Genomic DNA, 15313 nt, shown 5'->3' on the forward strand with positions numbered 1-15313 from the left:
CCACGCATGCCGCGATACCTCACCCTTCGTCGCCGCCGACGCCTCTACGCGCTCGCCGCCCTGATGCTGCTCAGTGGCATCGGCGGCGCCGTCCTGCTGGGCAGCCGCCCCGCGCCTCTCGCGACCGCAGTGTCCGGCCCACCCTGGCTCTACGGCCCCCACGGCGCACGATTCACGCTGGTGGTCTACGCCGACTTCGAGTGCCCGTATTGCCAGTCCACCATCCCGCACCTGATGCAGTGGGTGAAGACGACCCCGGATGTCACGCTGCAGTGGCACCACCTGCCGTTGCCCGCCCATGAACCCGCCGCCTCACGCGAGGCTCGCCTGGCCGAATGCCACGGTGAAGTAGGGGGCGCAACAGCGTTTTGGAACACGGTCGGTTGGATCTACGAGCACACGCGGGGGAACGGCCAGGGCACGGCAGCGACAGACAACCCTTCCGGCGTGACCGCTGCGGTACAAACGTGCCTGGACAGCGAGCGTTCGGCGGCTATCGTGCGCGCACAGGCCGACGAAGCCGCCGCGGCCGGCATCACCGCGACACCCACGCTGCAATTGCGCGACCGCGATACGGGCCGTACGCTCACCCTCGAAGGTGCCGTGGATGACGACGCACTACTCTCCGCACTCGACTGGCTCTCCCTCGCACCGGAAGTGACCAACGCCGAGCGCGGCGTGCCCGCCTTGCCTGCCGACGATGTCGGCAAGCCAAGGTAGCCAGGGGTCTTCAAGGCTACCGCGCGGCCCGCCGCGTTGACCCACCCGTTCGCTTCGCATCGCTTTGGCGAACAGCCGGCACCACGCTGGCCGATGCCATTTTCCATCCACCCTCTGGGGGCACTCCCCAGAGAGGCCTCCTGCATCTCGGAGGTCCACATGAACACGTCCAAGGCTACGACACCCCGAAAATCCACACCTTTTCGCATTCCCCCAAAGGAACAAGATGTCATCAACCACGCCATCTCGCTGCTGGAACGCAGAATCTTCCAGCGCGGCGATTCACTCGAAGATCCCGGCGCGGTTAGCCAGTTCCTGCGCCTGAAACTGGCCTCATGCAAGCACGAAGCGTTTGCCATGATCTTTGTGGATTCACAGCATCGTGTTATCGCCTTCGAGGAGCTTTTCAAAGGCACGATCGACTCAACGACCGTCCATGCCAGAGTCGTGATACAGCGGGCGTTGCATTACAACGCGGCCGTGGCGTTCCTCGCACACAACCACCCTTCAGGGAAGACGGAACCCAGCGCAGCTGATCGACTGTTGACCAATAGCCTGAAAGCGCTACTGGCGCATATCGACGTCCGCGTGCTCGACCATTTCATCGTTGGACAAGGCGAGCCGTTCTCATTCGCCAACGCCGGCCTCCTGTAACCCCTCGGGCGCTCCTCGCGGGCGCCTGTCTTTCTTCCATCCTACGCAGGCACGCCATCGCCCGGCAGGACGTGGCGATCGCGCATTGTCCTGCAGGCGCGCATCTACTTCCGACACTTATATCGATCGAGAGTACCCGCTTCCGCACTGAAATTAGACGCTGGCCTCCCTGTATCGTTAATCGGCGGCGTTGCACCATCCCGGCGTCATCACTCATCTGCCCGATATCGTCGACAATATCGGAGTTTTCCACCCCTCAGCATAGGAGCATCGCCGATGAGCGCATACGTTGAACTGGTCGTGGACGACCAAACTTACGAAGCCGAATACCATGTCGTCGACGGCTTGATGACGGTATACACCGACGCCGGTGGTGCCAAGTCGACCGGCGTCAACGGCATGAACGAGCAGAACCTTGCGCGCCTTTTGCTGGGCCACCTGGTACGCGAGGGCAAGGCTTCCGCACGCCCATCACGAGATTGAGCGGCTTCAGCCACCACGCCAGTTCAAGTGGTGGCGACACCGGAATTTCCATGAGCAACGATCACGCACCACCCTTTCCTTCTCATCTTGCGCACCTCATTCGCAAGCTTGGCGCAGCGCTCGTTCCGGAGCTCCACCGGTGGTTTCTGGAAGAGTTCAAGATGCTCAGCGACCACGCGAGCATGATGGACGAGCACGTTCGGGATCAGCAGCGCAGTTACGACGAATCTTTCCAAGACGCTATCAAAGATCTCGATGAGGAAGACAAAGCCCTCTACGCGAACTACAAGCTGGAGGAGTCCGAGTTCATCGCCCGCCTTCCGCGAGTGCAGTGGCACAGTCAATTCCTGTTCGTCTATGCGACTTTCGAGCACGCGCTGAATCATATCTGCGACATCGCTCAGAAGCGGCTATCTCTACCCATTTCCGTTCGAGAGTTTGATCAGCCCAGAACGGGGGTGGAACGGGCTGTGAAATATCTGCGTGTGGTTGCTGGTGTCACCATTGAGACCGGTGGACCGGACTGGCAACGCATCAAACTGCTGAACACACTTCGCAATAAGATCACGCATGCCGACGGCACCTTCGAGAAAGGCAGCAGCGAGATTGCTCGGCTAGAGAAGGTGACAGGAATCATCCTGACGCAAGACGACGATAGCGTGCAATGCGAACTCTCCGCGGACTTCGTACGCGATGCGGTTAACTCGATGCACACATTTTTATGGAAGATCGCCAGTTTCCAGCATCCCAGACTGATGTAGTCTGCGCACATGCTCCGATTTCTGGCACGCCGCGCGGCGCCAGAATTTATCGAGCGTCGTTCAACCTGGACACCAGGCTCCGAGTGCGGGGCCGTCTCCATGCTGCGAGGGCCAGCGCCCATGGACACAATACTCAAGAACGCCATAGTTTCGATACAGATTGGGGTAGAGGACTACCTGTCCGGCGATGAGCGCCGAGGCCTTTCAGCAGTGCGCAATTTGACGGCTGGCATCTTGCTGCTGTTCAAGGAAAGACTACGCCGTCTCTCTCCCCCGGACTCGGACGAAGTGCTGATAAAACAAACTATTCGACCAGTGCACCGACCAGACGGCAGCCTCGGCTTCCAAGGAGAAGGGCGGAAGACCGTTGATGTTCGGGACATCAAGGAGCGATTCAAATCACTCGGCGTAGCTGCGGATTTTGCTCGAGTAGACGAAGTTATACGTCTTCGCAACGACATTGAGCATTACCGGACAAGCGCCACGTCCAAGAGCATTCGTGAGGTATTGGCAAAGTCGTTCATTGTCATCCGCGACTTCATAGCTACCGAACTTGACGAAGATCCGGCCGAGCTACTTGGCAACCAAACCTGGACCACGCTCCTCGAAGAAAACGATGTCTACGAGAGCGAACTCGCTGCATGTCGCGCAACGATGGATCAAGTCGACTGGCAATCGCCAGAGGGTGAGCGTGTTGCCGACCACATTCGCTGCCGCCATTGCGGGTCCGAGCTCGTGAAGCCGGATGAGCCTGACGTCGAATATCTCGAGCAGCTCGTCTTCCGCTGTGCATCTTGTGGGCAGGAATCTGACTTCGACGACGTCATCGAGGCGGCGGTCGCGGACTGCTATGCCGGGGACAGCTATATCGCCATGACCGATGGCGGCGATCAGCCGGTCGGTACCTGCCCCGAGTGCACCAAGGAAACATTCATCGTAGAGGAAGGGCGTTGTATCGCGTGCGGTGGGAAGCTGGAATTCACGCGCTGCGTATTGTGCGGGGAAGCACTCGGACCGGATGACCAAGACAACAATGGGCTATGCGGCTACCATGCCTGGCAAGCTGAGCGGGATGACTGAACAGTCGACCATGTAGACCATGTCAGGTGCGGCCGGCACGTTCCCGACCTAACAACAATGCGGATGGCGGCTATAACCGTTTTTCCATGGCCCGAGTAAGCGACATGCGGTCGACTGCATGCCTGTACCCCAACCAGGCGCCGCACCATGAAGCTCGCTCACCTCGCCGCCGCTGTGCTACTGGCCGCCAGCACGTGGCCGGCGATAGCGGCCGACCTGCACGTCTTTACCGACCGCGCTCACTCGGTGCGGGGCGTGCCAGCCGGCACCGCCGTCGTCGAGCTGGACGCGGCGGCACGCCTTGAAGAAGAACTGGCCGCGAGCCTACCAGGCGATGCTGACAAAGCCACTTCCATCGTCCAACGACGTCTGCAACAGGGTGGCCCCGACCTGCAACAGCGACTGGTGACGGCCTATCAAGGCGTGACCGAGGCCTGGAGCTTGGGCGTAGCCAAAGTGCCCGCCGTGGTGTTCGCTCATCGCTACGTCGTCTACGGCGAGTCGGATGTGTCGATCGCGCTGACCCGCATCGCTCAGTACCGCAAGGAGCATCCGTGATGATCGCCTCGCGCCGTCTGCGCGTTATCGCGGCATCGGTGATGCTGGCGGTATCCGGCAGCGTATGTGCCCTCGATACCGCGTCTATCACGGCCGCCGCGCTGTCGCCTAGCTGCCTCGACTACCGTGTCGTCGGTATCTGCTACTGGTTGCAGTGTGGCTTCGGCGGCTGCGTCGTGCGCACCTCCGTGAAGATCCGCCACTACATTCCGGACGCCGTCGTATCGAGCTACGCCAACACCGGCGAGAATCCGTGGCGGGAAGTTAGCCTGTTGAGCACGCCGAATCCCACCGCTCTTGGCGGCGGCGATGGCACGACCAATCTGGGTAGCGAAAATAACCTAGCCAAGTTTCGCAATGCCGATGTCATCGGCCATCCGGCCGGCCTGGTGTTCAGCAAGTTCGCTGCCGCCTCCGGATACACCTGCGAGGGAGCCGCCACGCCCTTCGTCCCATATCTGCTGAGCACGCTCGACACCCTGGCCTGGCGCTACAACGTGCCGGAGCTGGTCTATCCGGAATCCCTGATTCCAGGCATGCGGGAGATCGGCGGACGCCTGACGTTCAACCTGTGGGGCAGCGTGTACCCACGCGGCGGCAACCTGCACCAGGTGGACGATCACAAGGCCAGCGCTGTGGTCGCCCAGCGTGCCGGCGATGTGGTGACGCGGCGCGGCCAACCCCATGTGTATCAAGCGCTACTCGGCACGCCCCGCGAAGGTTACTGGCCGGCCGGGGCCCTGGTGGAAGGCGACATCTCGACGGGCAAGTGGCAGGAACTGACACCCCGCATGTCGAATACCTGCGCAGTATTCCCCAACACGCGTTTCCTGACGCAAGCCACGCGCGGCGACTACGCCTGGGCGCTTTGGCGCCCCTATAGCTGCTGCAAGCGCCGGGGACAGAAGTTCCTGGGCAGTACGGACTTCCATTGAGGCCCCATGGCAATGAAACCCTCCTCCCACCGCTTCTACGACCGTCACCGCACGACGGTGCGCCGCGCGATCTTGCTTGTCGCGCTGGCTGTCGCCAATGCACCGCTCTGGGCACAGACCCAGATCGGCGACGGCACCATCCGCAGTTCGGGCAGCGTCATCGGCGACGACGTGCTCTACAGCATTGGCGGCGGCCGCGCAGTGTCGATGAGCGGCGCGGGCAACATGCAGAGCCTGGGTGTGGGACTCGGTTGGAACAGCAACCTCATCTGCGGCGACATGAGCATCACCACCACGCTGCAGAACCAGCTCAACGGCATCACCAACGGCTTTCAGAACATCATGTCGAGTGTGATCCAGAGCGCCACCAGCGCGGTCGCCTCGCTGCCGGCGTTGATCATCCAGCGCGCCGATCCCGGCCTGTACAACCTGCTGACCAATGGCGTGCTGCAAGCGCGGCTCGACTTCGACCGGTCCAAGCTCGCCTGCCGCGCCATGGCCGAGCGCATGGCGGATCTGGCTGGAGGCCAGACCGGATGGAGCCAGCTCGCCGAGGGCATGGCGCTGAAGCAGGCGGTGTCCAGCACCGATGCCGTGGCCGCTGTCGAGAAGGCCGAGAAGAGCCGCGGCAACAACGGGGTTCCGTGGGTCGGCGGCAGCAACGCCGGCGGTAACGGACAGAGTTCGATCAAGGTGGTCAGCGACGTGACCCGTGCCGGTTACAACCTGCTAAGCAGCCGCAGCGCGACCGACACCTCATCGATCAGCCCCAGTGCCTGCGGCAACCGACAGACCTGCCAGACCTGGAGTTCGCCGCAGGCCGCCGCGACCTGGGCCACGCGCGTGCTGGGCGAGCGCGAACAACGCACCTGCGAGCAGTGCACGAAAACACAAACGACGCCGGGCGTCGGCCTCACGCCGATGATTCAGGAGGAATACGACGTCAAGGTCAAGGCGCTGCAGGCCTTGGTCAGCGGCACTAAGCCACCCACGGCCGAGAACCTGGAAGCGGCCGGCGCAGTCTCGTTGCCCATCACCCGCGGCGTCATCGAAGCGCTGCGCGACGAGCCGGATCAGGACCTGCTCGGGCAACGCCTGGCGTCTGAGGTGGCGCTGACCAGCGTGCTCGAGAAAGCCCTGCTGCTGCAGCGCACGTTGCTCGCCGGCAAGAAGGAGCCGAACGTGTCCGCCAATGAGCTGGCTATCCAAGCCGTGGACCAGGAAAGCGCCGCCCTGGCGCAGGAAATCGGCAATCTCAAGACGGAGCTGGAGCTGCGCCGGACGCTGGCCGCCAACTCGCCAATGACGATCATCCAGCGCCACGGCGCGCGCGCGGCGGGCTCGCGTGGCGTATACGAAGGCGATACCGTGCGTGATCGCGTGCAGGAGATCCAGAAGCCCGCAAGTGGCAAGTAGCAGCCGCTCCTCAGTGTGGCGCTACTCCAAAATCTACCCGGCTTCCTCGTCCGTGCTTTCTGCAGCGGGCGGACGTGGTATGTCGCGAAAAGCCTTCGACGTATCCGCTCCGGTGTAGGACTTCAACCGCAAGGCGCATTCAATCAAGGCATACCGCGCCAGCATGGCGCCGGAGCGACGCATCTCGGCGAACGACTGCAGTCGGTCAAACACGTTGCCATGCAGAATCTTCGATCGGCCGTGGTCGTACAGCTCTTTCACCAGCCACCGTAAATCACGCGTGTACGGTCCGACTGGAAACGCGGTCTCCTCCTTCCACCCCGTCAGATGCGTCAGCATATCCAGGATGCCGCCGAATCGGCCGCCTTCGGTGAGCACGTCCAGGCTGGTGCCAATCTTGGTGAGCGCGATGGCTTCGTTGTACTCGCGCTCACTCTCGGCGAGCCAATCCAGCGCGACAGCCCAGCGCATGGCCAGAAGTGGATGCGAGTGAGTGGACGGTGAAACCAAGCCGTCCAGGACATGGGCGAGCGCATCGAGCAAGGGACGGAGGCTGGCCTTACTGAGATCGCCCTTAACCTGGCGACCGCTCAGGATAGGGATTTGCTTGTTGAGGCCCATGCCAGGCAACCGCAGGTAGCCGTTCGACTCCAATAGCGTGTAGTGGCCGACAGGGGGCATCCGCTCGTCAACGAGTACCTGCTGATGGAAGAGATCACGCCCGCCCAACATCAGCGACAAACCGTCGAGCGCGGTCTTGCTGATATGGCGTGCCGCTTTCACGGAAAGCGACTGCTCGTAGCCGGACAGCGAGACTCTCAGGAGCGAGCGGCAGGCACTGAGCGGGCCATACAGCGCCGCGGCGAGACCGGGAAGTGGCTCGGCATCCACCGGCACGGCCCTTTTGGCTTGGGACAATGCTGCACGGAGTCTTGGCTTCCACTGCTCGTTGTCCCGCGAGCCGCCGAGGTACTGCTCCTTCGCGCGGTCGCTGAATTCGACAGCCTCGATCCACTGGTCGCGGGTCATAAAGGTGACGGGTCCAAGGACGTAAGGTTCATCGACCTCCATGCCCAAGGTCCTGGCCGGAAACGCATGCGTGAAGCTGGTTTCGGTCTTCGCGAGGGTCCGCTCGAAAGTTTGCTCAACGCACGCCAGGTTGGCGGCGACGTCGTTACCGAACTGGCCATCGGCATGCAGGTCAGCGACGGACTGCTGCAGAAGGGTTTGCAGCGCCGCGGAATCCAATGTGACGGCCAGCCGTGGCACCTCTTTCTGCCAAGCCAGCACCAACGCCTGCAACGCCCTCGTGGCGACCCGGGTGAATTGCCGCTCACGACCGTTCCTGGCGGTCACAAAATCCGGCATACCCTTTTCATTCTGCAGTGCGTCGCCGTCATACGAGCCCTGCGGATACACGCGATCCAGCTCAGCCACCAGTTGACCCAGCGCCTCGCGCCGGGTCAATTCTCTCGATGTCATGGAATGGTCTCACTCCGTTTCGATGGCATGCACCGTACGCATGCCGGGCCTCAGTGTGCCACTGCGTTCAGGACAACCGCTGGAACACGCCCCGCTTCCTCATCAAGCGGGCAACGGATCACCGCGCCCAGCGAAGCACCAGCGGATCGAGTCGGCGGGCGGTGTCCAGCAACCCCTCGCGGGTATCCGGGTGCAACTGGGGCCACGGATGCCGGGGAGCGTCGCAGTCGATAATGCCGCCCTCCTTCATCAGCGTCTTGGCCGCCAAAAAACCGGCTTGGCGGTTCTCGTAGTTGATCAGCGGCAGCCACGCCTGGTATTGGTCGAAGGCCCAGTCATACTGGCCTGAGCGGTGCGCTTCGATGATGGGCCGGATGCCGTCGGCAAAGCCGCCGCCCGTCATCGAGCCCGCCGCGCCCGCGTCCAGATCCGCCAGCAGCGTAATGCCCTCCTCCCCGTCCCAAGGGCCCTCGATGGCATCCCCACCCAGTTCGATCAGTTCACGCAGCTTTCCGGCGGCGCCTGCGGTTTCCATCTTGAAGTACGACACCTGCGCGATTTCCCGGGCCATGCGCGCCAGGAAGGCCGGCGACATGGGCGTGCCGGCGGCAGGCGCGTCCTGGATCATGATGGGAATGCGCAGCGCATCGGACAAACGCGCATAGAACGCGTAGATCTGCGCTTCGCTCACACGGAACGTAGCGCCATGGTATGGCGGCATCACCATCACCATCGCAGCCCCCATCGCCTGCGCACGCTGGCTGCGTTCGATGCAGACCCGGGAGCTGAAATGGCTGGTCGTGACAATCACCGGGACACGCCCGTCAACGCCCGCGAGCACTGCACGCGTGAGCGTTTCGCGCTCGTCGTCGGCAAGCAGAAACTGCTCCGAGTAGTTCGCCAGCACGCACAGGCCGTCGACACCCGAGTCGATCATGAAGTTGACGCAGCGTCGCTGGCCGTCGAGATCGAGGCTACCGTCTTCCTTGAAGATGGTCGGGACAACGGGAAAGATGCCGCGATAGCGAGGATGTTTAGGTTGAGTCATGGGGTGATCCGAAAAAGTCGAGGTAGTCCAATCAGGTAATCACGCTGGTCTGCCAAGGCACGAACTCCTGTTGTCCGTAGCCATGCAGCTCACTGCGCGACCGCTTGCCAGAGGCGGTTTCCAGCAGTCGCTGGAACAGCACCTCGCCCAGCTCGGCGATGGTGCGTGTTCCATCCAGCACGTCACCGCAGTTCAGGTCCATGTCGTCGGCCTGTCGGTGCCATAGCGCGGTATGGGTCGCCAGCTTGAACGACGGAGCCGGCGCGCAGCCGTAGGCTGATCCGCGGCCCGTGGTAAAGCAGATCAGGTTCGCGCCACCTGCGACCTGGCCGGTGGCGGACACCGGGTCGTAGCCCGGTGTGTCCATGAACACGAGACCGCTGGCGCGCACCGGCTCAGCGTACTGGTAGACCTCCATGAGGTTGGTGGAGCCCGCCTTCGCAATGCCGCCCAGAGACTTTTCCAGCACCGTGGTCAGGCCACCGGCCTTGTTGCCGGCCGAGGGGTTGTTGTCCATCGACGCCCCGTTGCGGGCGCAGTAGGACTCCCACCACCGAATCCGTTCGATGAGCTTTCGCCCGACCTCGGCGGTTTGCGCGCGACGGGTGAGCAGATGCTCGGCGCCATAGATCTCGGGGGTCTCCGACAGAATGGCCGTCCCTCCGTGTCGGACCAGCAGGTCCACGGCCGCGCCCAGCACCGGATTGGCCGAAATGCCCGAGTAGCCATCCGAACCGCCGCACTGCAAGCCGACCCGCAAATGACTGGCGGGCACCGGCTTTCGCGTCACCGCATTGGCCTGCGGCAACATCTCGCGGATCAGCTCGATGCCGCGCGCGATGGTCCGCGTGGTGCCGCCCATATCCTGGATGGTGAAAGTGCGCAGGCCAGGGCCTTCCTCCAGCCCTTGAGTGGCGAGCAGGCGCGCAATCTGGTTGGTCTCGCAACCCAGACCGATCATCAGCAGACCGGCGAAGTTCGGATGGCAGGCGTAGCCGCCCAGCGTGCGCTGGAGCATCTTCAGGCCTTCGCCCTCGGCATCCATCGCGCAGCCGCTGTGGTGCGTGAGCGCCACCACGCCGTCGACGTTGGGATAGTCGGCCAGGGCGTCGGGACGGATATCGCGCCGGAAGTGATCGGCGATCGCACGCGCCACCGTGGCCGAGCAATTCACGCTCGTCAGAATGCCGATGTAATTGCGCGTAGCGACACGGCCGTCCTCCCGAACGATCCCCTGGAAGGCTGCAGGCGCAGCGAACCGTTCGGTCGGTCGCGCGTCGACCGCATAAGCGTAGTCGCGCACAAAATCGCCGATCGACAGATTGTGGGTATGGACGTGTTGCCCCGGCCGGATCGGCTGGCTCGCGAAACCGATGATCTGGCCATAGCGCCGCACGGCCTCCCCCACCGCGATCGCCCGGGTGGCCACCTTGTGACCCGGCGGAATCAGGCCTGCCACGGTCACGCCCTCGCCGGCTACCGGCGTGCCCGCAATCAGTTGCTCCAGGGCGACCACCACATCGTCTTGAGGATGAAGCCGGATCACCCGCGCAGCCTCACGCGGCGCGGCTGAGGTAACGACGTTGTTGCTGAGCATACGATTCTCCTTGGACGGTCAGCGCTGCATGTCCTTGGGCAACGGCATGCCGAAGTAACGCAGGTAGATTTCGTTGAACTTGCCGTTCTTCAGGTTCGTCTCGACCCAGGCGTCGAGCCATGCCTTGAGTTCGTGTTCGTTCTTGCGCAGACCCACCGCGTAGGGGTAAGCCTTGGCCGTGAACTTGGGCACGATGTCGCGCGCAGGGTTGGCCTTCTTGATCGCCGGCAACACGCTCGGCGCGCCGACCAGGAAATCCTGCTGACCGGTGGCGACCGCGGTGTTGGTGGTGGCGTCATCCTCGTAGCGGACGATCTGGGCGCCCGGAATATCCTTGAGACCACGGGTGAGCTCCTGGTCGCTGGTCGTCCCGCGGGTCACGGCAATGGTCTTGCCGCGCAGGTCCGCAAAACCGGCGACGGGAACCGCCTTCGGCCCCGCCACCAGGATGGGGACCACGCCGTACGGTTCGGAATACGCGACGACCTTCTTGCGTTCGTCCGTGATCGAGAACGAGGCCAGCACCACGTCGACCTTGCGACTCAGCAGGTATGGCACGCGATTGGGGCCGTTGACCGGGACGATTTCCAACGCCACGCCGAGATCCTTGGCCAGCAGTCGCGCGGCCTCCACGTCAGAACCGGTCTGGCGTGCCTGCTCATCCAGCATCCCGTACGGCGGGGCGCTGATATCGACGGCAACGATGATCTTCTGGCGCTGCTTGATGGCTTCCAGCGTGTTCGACCAGGCGCTGGCGGACGTCGCCAGCAGGCAGGACGCCGCGAGCGCGGCAAACATCCGAGCAACAGTCTTCATGGAGCACTCTCTCGTGGGGTGGGTCAATCGAGGAATCGATGGGTGATGCACGTCGCGGCTACAGTCCGCTGGCAACGAACTGCTGCAGTTCGGGCGTCCGGGGCTGGCACAGCATGTCGCCGTCGCCCTGCTCCCACACCACGCCCTGGTGCATGAATTGGATCTGGTCCGCGACGGACTTCGCAAAGGCCATTTCGTGGGTGACCAGGACCATGGTCATGCCTTCGCTCGCGAGGTTTTCGATGACGCGCAGTACTTCGCCCGTCAGCTCCGGATCGAGCGCCGAGGTCACCTCATCGAACAGCATCAGCTTCGGCTGCATCGCCAGCGAGCGTGCGATGGCCGCGCGCTGCTGCTGGCCACCGGAGAGTTGCTCGGGATAGTGATGCGCCCGGTCCTGCAATCCGACCTTGCCGAGGACATCCATGGCCAGCGCCTCGGCATCCGCCGCCGCCACCCCCTTGACCTTGCGCGGAGCGAGCGTGATGTTCTGCAGCACGGTGAGGTGCGGAAACAGGTTGTAGGCCTGGAAGACGATGCCCACTTCCTGACGCAACGCCAGCAGATCGACGTCGCCCCGCTCCATCGCGCGCCCGCAGACCTGCAGTTCGCCGCCCTGGATCGTCTCCAACCCGTTGATGCATCGCAGAGCGGTGGTCTTGCCGGAGCCGCTGCGGCCGATCAACGCGACCACCTGTCCGCGCTTGACCGAGAAGCTGACACCCTTCAGCACCTGCACATCGCCGAACGACTTGCTGACCTGCTTGAAGCAAATGATCTCGTCCATGAGACCGGTCTCCTGTAACGTTTTTTTGGGCGCGGCGTTCACGCGCGTCGCAAGCGCTTCTCCAACCGGTACGAAAGCACCGACAGGGGGTAACAGATCGCGAAGTAGATCGCGGCCGCGATGCTGAACACCACGAACGGCTCGAACGTCGAGTTGTTCACGACCCGCGCCGAATACGTCAGGTCGAAGAAACCGATGACCACGGCGTAGGACGAGTTCTTCACGATCTGCACGAGGAAGCCCACCGTGGGGGCGATGGCGATCCGTGCAGCTTGAGGCAGCACCACGTACGCCACGCGTTGCACCCGCCCCAGCCCCAGGCATTCGGCAGCCTCCCATTGCGTCTTCGGCACCGCCTGGATGCAGGCCTTCCAGATCTCCGCCAGGAACGCGCCGGAGTACGCCGTCATCGCCAGACCCGCCGCCACCAGGCTAGGCAGGTTGAAACCGGCGATGCTGATGCCGAAGTAGCAGAGAAACATCAGCACGGGCAGCGGGACGCCCTGCACAAGCTGGATCGCGCCGCCGGCCGCGGCTCGCGCGAAGCGGCCGCCGCGACTACGCACCAGCGCCAACGGCAGGCCCACCATCGCGCCGCCAAGAAACCCCATGGCCGACAGCAGCAGCGTCCAGCCCGCGCCACGAAAAATGAACTGCAGGTGCTCGAAGGAAATGCCATGCATATGCCGGCTCCTGAAGTGAAAGAAGGTACGTGTGACGATGCGGCTACAGCGGCGTCCCCAGCCGGCGACGCCGCGTGAACATCAGCCACGCCACGCCGGCCATCATCAGTCGCAGCAACCAGGACATCACGAGGTAAAGCAGCGCGACCACCACATAGACTTCGAAGCCGCGGAACGTCTCGGACTGGATGCTGTAGCCGGCCGATGTCAGCTCCTCCACCGATATCTGCGACATGATCGACGTGGCCAGCATCATCAGCACGAACTGGCTGATCAGCGCCGGGTACATGCGCTCCACCGCCTGCGGCAGGATCACCAGGCGCAGGATCTTCCAGCGGCTCATGCCCAGACAGGACGCCGCTTCGATCTGCCCGCGAGGGATCGACTCGATGCCGGCGCGCATGATTTCCGTGGTGTAGGCCGATACGTTGATGACCAGCGCGATCACCGCCGCGGCGAGCGCCGGCACGCGAATCTGCAGCGTGGCCAGGCCGAAGAACAGCCAGAAGGCTTGAATCACCAGCGGCGTGTTGCGAATCGCATCGACATACACGGTGACCGCGCGGCGCACCCCGCGCGGCCCCTGCGTGCGAAGCACTGCCAGGACGACCCCAAGCAGAAAACCGCACACGATGGTCGCCAGGGACATGCGCACCGTCGACCACGCACCGGCAACAAGCACAGCCCAGTGCGTAGGCAAGAAGCTGAAGTCGAAGTCGTAGTCCATGGCGATCCCGGAAAGTGAGTGGCGCCCGGCATATCAAAAATGACTAATGCCGGCACGAGTCAAATTAAACGACTCGTGCCGGCAACAGCCATTATCGTTTTCCCTAGATCGTCTCGAACTTGGATCGCTGCCCATGGCGCCTGACGTACGATGCGGTATGACTGAACGCACGAAACCAAGTGAAGCCATCATCGAAGCATCCTCTCCCCGCCGCGCAGCCCGCCGATGACACCGGCGATCACGCGCCGATCTATGGCCGAATCGCCGAGCAACTGCGCCAAGCGTTGAGCCTTGGCGCCCTGCCGCCCGGCACGGTGTTGCTTGAAGGTCCGCTCGCCGAGCTGTTCGGCGTCACGCGCATGCCGGTCCGCCAGGCGCTGCGCGAACTGGAAACCCTGGGGTTGGTCAGCCGATTCGACGGACGCGGCTTATTGGCGGGCGCCGAAGGACAGACGCCGCGGCGGATTCCGCTCACCGCCGCCATGCTCGGGCTGGACGATGCGGCCGAGCCGGTGCGCAAGGCCCTCGGCTGGGAAAGCATCTACCAGGCCGTCGAGCACGACATCGTGCACCTGTCGGTCTTCGGCGCGTACCGCATAAACGAAATGGAGCTGGCCCGCCACTTCGGCGTGGGCCGCACCGCGGCGCGAGATGTGCTGCTGCGCCTCGAATCACTCGGCTTGATCAGCAAGGACGAGCGATTGCGCTGGACGGTGACCCCACTGGACGAGCGTCGCATCCGCAATCTCTACGAGCTGCGCTGGTTGCTGGAACCTGCGGCGCTCGAGAGCGCGGCGAAACACACGCCGAAGGACGAAGTGGCTGCCATGGCCGAGCGATTGCGCAAAGCCAAGCGTCGCTACCCTCGCCTCACCCGTGCGGAACTGGACGAGTTGGAGCACGACCTCCACGTGACCTTGCTCGGCCACTGCCCGAACGACAGCATCGTCGAAAGCCTGCAGCGGACCCGCTGCATTCTCACGCTGAGCAAACATGTGCTGGGCGCAGCTGCGCCTATGCCGCACCAGGACCCGTTCATGCAGGAACACCTGGAGATCCTGGATGCGCTGGTGCAGGGGCAAACAGCGCGAGCGCAGAAAGCGCTGCGGCGCCACCTGGAAAACTCCTGCCAGAAAGTGATCAATCGTGTGGGGCTGATCCAGCAGCGTGTCCCGGCCCCGCAGTTGGCTTATATCGGCTGAAGGACGGCCTTTCCTGGCACGGCATCCCAGCGCTCGTCCGAATCAGCCTTGGATTTTCGTACGAGTCAGAATGACACCCACCATATCGGAGTGTAAGGTTTGGGATAGTAGGTCTTGCCAATAAACCAACGCTCCGGGAAATTCCCTCGTGCTCCAGCGAGGTTTTATGGCCCTGGCTTCCTAGAGGAAGTCAGGGTTATTTTTTTGCGAATTATGTCGATAACAAAAGGCACCCGGGTTGCGTTGCCACTCGACTTACAACCTTCTCAGGATGACGTAGCTTCGTTGCATGGCAGTTAAGCGTAAACACAGGCTTGGGATCCGACCACACCTCCCTTATCGAATCCGAAGGGCAGTGAGTTTG

The 15313-nt window shown here is 63.0% G+C and carries 16 protein-coding genes; 9 read left to right on the plus strand and 7 right to left on the minus strand.

Features of this window, described 5'->3' with window-relative positions; genetic code table 11:
- Positions 1-6: 6 nt before the first annotated feature.
- From ACFIMZ_RS10360 to ACFIMZ_RS10395, 8 genes are all read left to right on the plus strand, one after another.
- Positions 7-720, plus strand: coding sequence for a DsbA family protein (locus ACFIMZ_RS10360; RefSeq protein WP_431819434.1), 714 nt, complete (start codon positions 7-9; stop codon positions 718-720).
- A gap of 159 nt (positions 721-879) precedes the next feature.
- A complete protein-coding gene (locus ACFIMZ_RS10365; RefSeq protein WP_431819435.1) occupies positions 880-1374 on the plus strand; it encodes a JAB domain-containing protein in 495 nt (164 codons plus the stop codon).
- 276 nt (positions 1375-1650) lie between these two features.
- On the plus strand, positions 1651-1857 hold the full coding sequence (locus ACFIMZ_RS10370; protein WP_431819436.1) for a hypothetical protein: 207 nt from the start codon (positions 1651-1653) through the stop codon (positions 1855-1857).
- 50 nt (positions 1858-1907) lie between these two features.
- A complete protein-coding gene (locus tag ACFIMZ_RS10375; RefSeq protein ID WP_431819437.1) occupies positions 1908-2618 on the plus strand; it encodes a hypothetical protein in 711 nt (236 codons plus the stop codon).
- A 120-nt stretch (positions 2619-2738) separates the two neighbouring features.
- Positions 2739-3698 carry a hypothetical protein gene (locus ACFIMZ_RS10380; protein WP_431819438.1) on the plus strand — a complete coding sequence of 320 codons (960 nt, stop codon included), beginning with the start codon at positions 2739-2741 and terminating at the stop codon, positions 3696-3698.
- Positions 3699-3845: 147 nt separating this feature from the next.
- A complete protein-coding gene (locus tag ACFIMZ_RS10385) occupies positions 3846-4256 on the plus strand; it encodes a TIGR03757 family integrating conjugative element protein (protein WP_431819439.1) in 411 nt (136 codons plus the stop codon).
- Positions 4256-5191 (plus strand): TIGR03756 family integrating conjugative element protein, encoded by a 936-nt coding sequence (locus ACFIMZ_RS10390; RefSeq protein ID WP_431819440.1) that lies wholly within the window; start codon positions 4256-4258, stop codon positions 5189-5191. The genes ACFIMZ_RS10385 and ACFIMZ_RS10390 overlap by 1 nt, the downstream gene beginning before the upstream one ends.
- 12 nt (positions 5192-5203) lie before the next feature.
- Entirely contained in the window at positions 5204-6607 is a 1404-nt protein-coding gene (locus ACFIMZ_RS10395) for an integrating conjugative element protein (RefSeq protein ID WP_431822478.1), read from the plus strand.
- 33 nt (positions 6608-6640) lie between these two features.
- On the opposite strand, the gene ACFIMZ_RS10400 is transcribed toward ACFIMZ_RS10395, so the two are convergent.
- The 7 genes from ACFIMZ_RS10400 to ACFIMZ_RS10430 form a co-directional block, all read right to left on the minus strand.
- Positions 6641-8089, minus strand: coding sequence for a hypothetical protein (locus tag ACFIMZ_RS10400; protein WP_431819441.1), 1449 nt, complete (start codon positions 8087-8089; stop codon positions 6641-6643).
- A 118-nt stretch (positions 8090-8207) separates the two neighbouring features.
- On the minus strand, positions 8208-9137 hold the full coding sequence (locus ACFIMZ_RS10405) for a dihydrodipicolinate synthase family protein (RefSeq protein ID WP_431819442.1): 930 nt from the start codon (positions 9135-9137) through the stop codon (positions 8208-8210).
- 31 nt (positions 9138-9168) lie between these two features.
- Positions 9169-10734: a UxaA family hydrolase gene (locus tag ACFIMZ_RS10410; protein ID WP_431819443.1), complete on the minus strand. Its 1566-nt coding sequence runs from the start codon at positions 10732-10734 to the stop codon at positions 9169-9171.
- An 18-nt stretch (positions 10735-10752) separates the two neighbouring features.
- Positions 10753-11550: a transporter substrate-binding domain-containing protein gene (locus tag ACFIMZ_RS10415; protein ID WP_431819444.1), complete on the minus strand. Its 798-nt coding sequence runs from the start codon at positions 11548-11550 to the stop codon at positions 10753-10755.
- A 58-nt stretch (positions 11551-11608) separates the two neighbouring features.
- Positions 11609-12337 (minus strand): amino acid ABC transporter ATP-binding protein, encoded by a 729-nt coding sequence (locus ACFIMZ_RS10420; RefSeq protein ID WP_431819445.1) that lies wholly within the window; start codon positions 12335-12337, stop codon positions 11609-11611.
- Positions 12338-12375: 38 nt separating this feature from the next.
- On the minus strand, positions 12376-13020 hold the full coding sequence (locus ACFIMZ_RS10425) for an amino acid ABC transporter permease (protein ID WP_431819446.1): 645 nt from the start codon (positions 13018-13020) through the stop codon (positions 12376-12378).
- A gap of 43 nt (positions 13021-13063) precedes the next feature.
- A complete protein-coding gene (locus tag ACFIMZ_RS10430) occupies positions 13064-13747 on the minus strand; it encodes an amino acid ABC transporter permease (protein WP_431819447.1) in 684 nt (227 codons plus the stop codon).
- A 179-nt stretch (positions 13748-13926) separates the two neighbouring features.
- On the opposite strand from ACFIMZ_RS10430, the gene ACFIMZ_RS10435 reads away from it, so the two are divergent.
- Positions 13927-14949, plus strand: coding sequence for a GntR family transcriptional regulator (locus tag ACFIMZ_RS10435; protein WP_431819448.1), 1023 nt, complete (start codon positions 13927-13929; stop codon positions 14947-14949).
- Positions 14950-15313 lie beyond the last annotated feature (364 nt).

It is taken from the genome of Burkholderia sp. F1 (assembly GCF_050813845.1).
GTDB classification, from domain to species: domain Bacteria; phylum Pseudomonadota; class Gammaproteobacteria; order Burkholderiales; family Burkholderiaceae; genus Burkholderia; species Burkholderia ubonensis.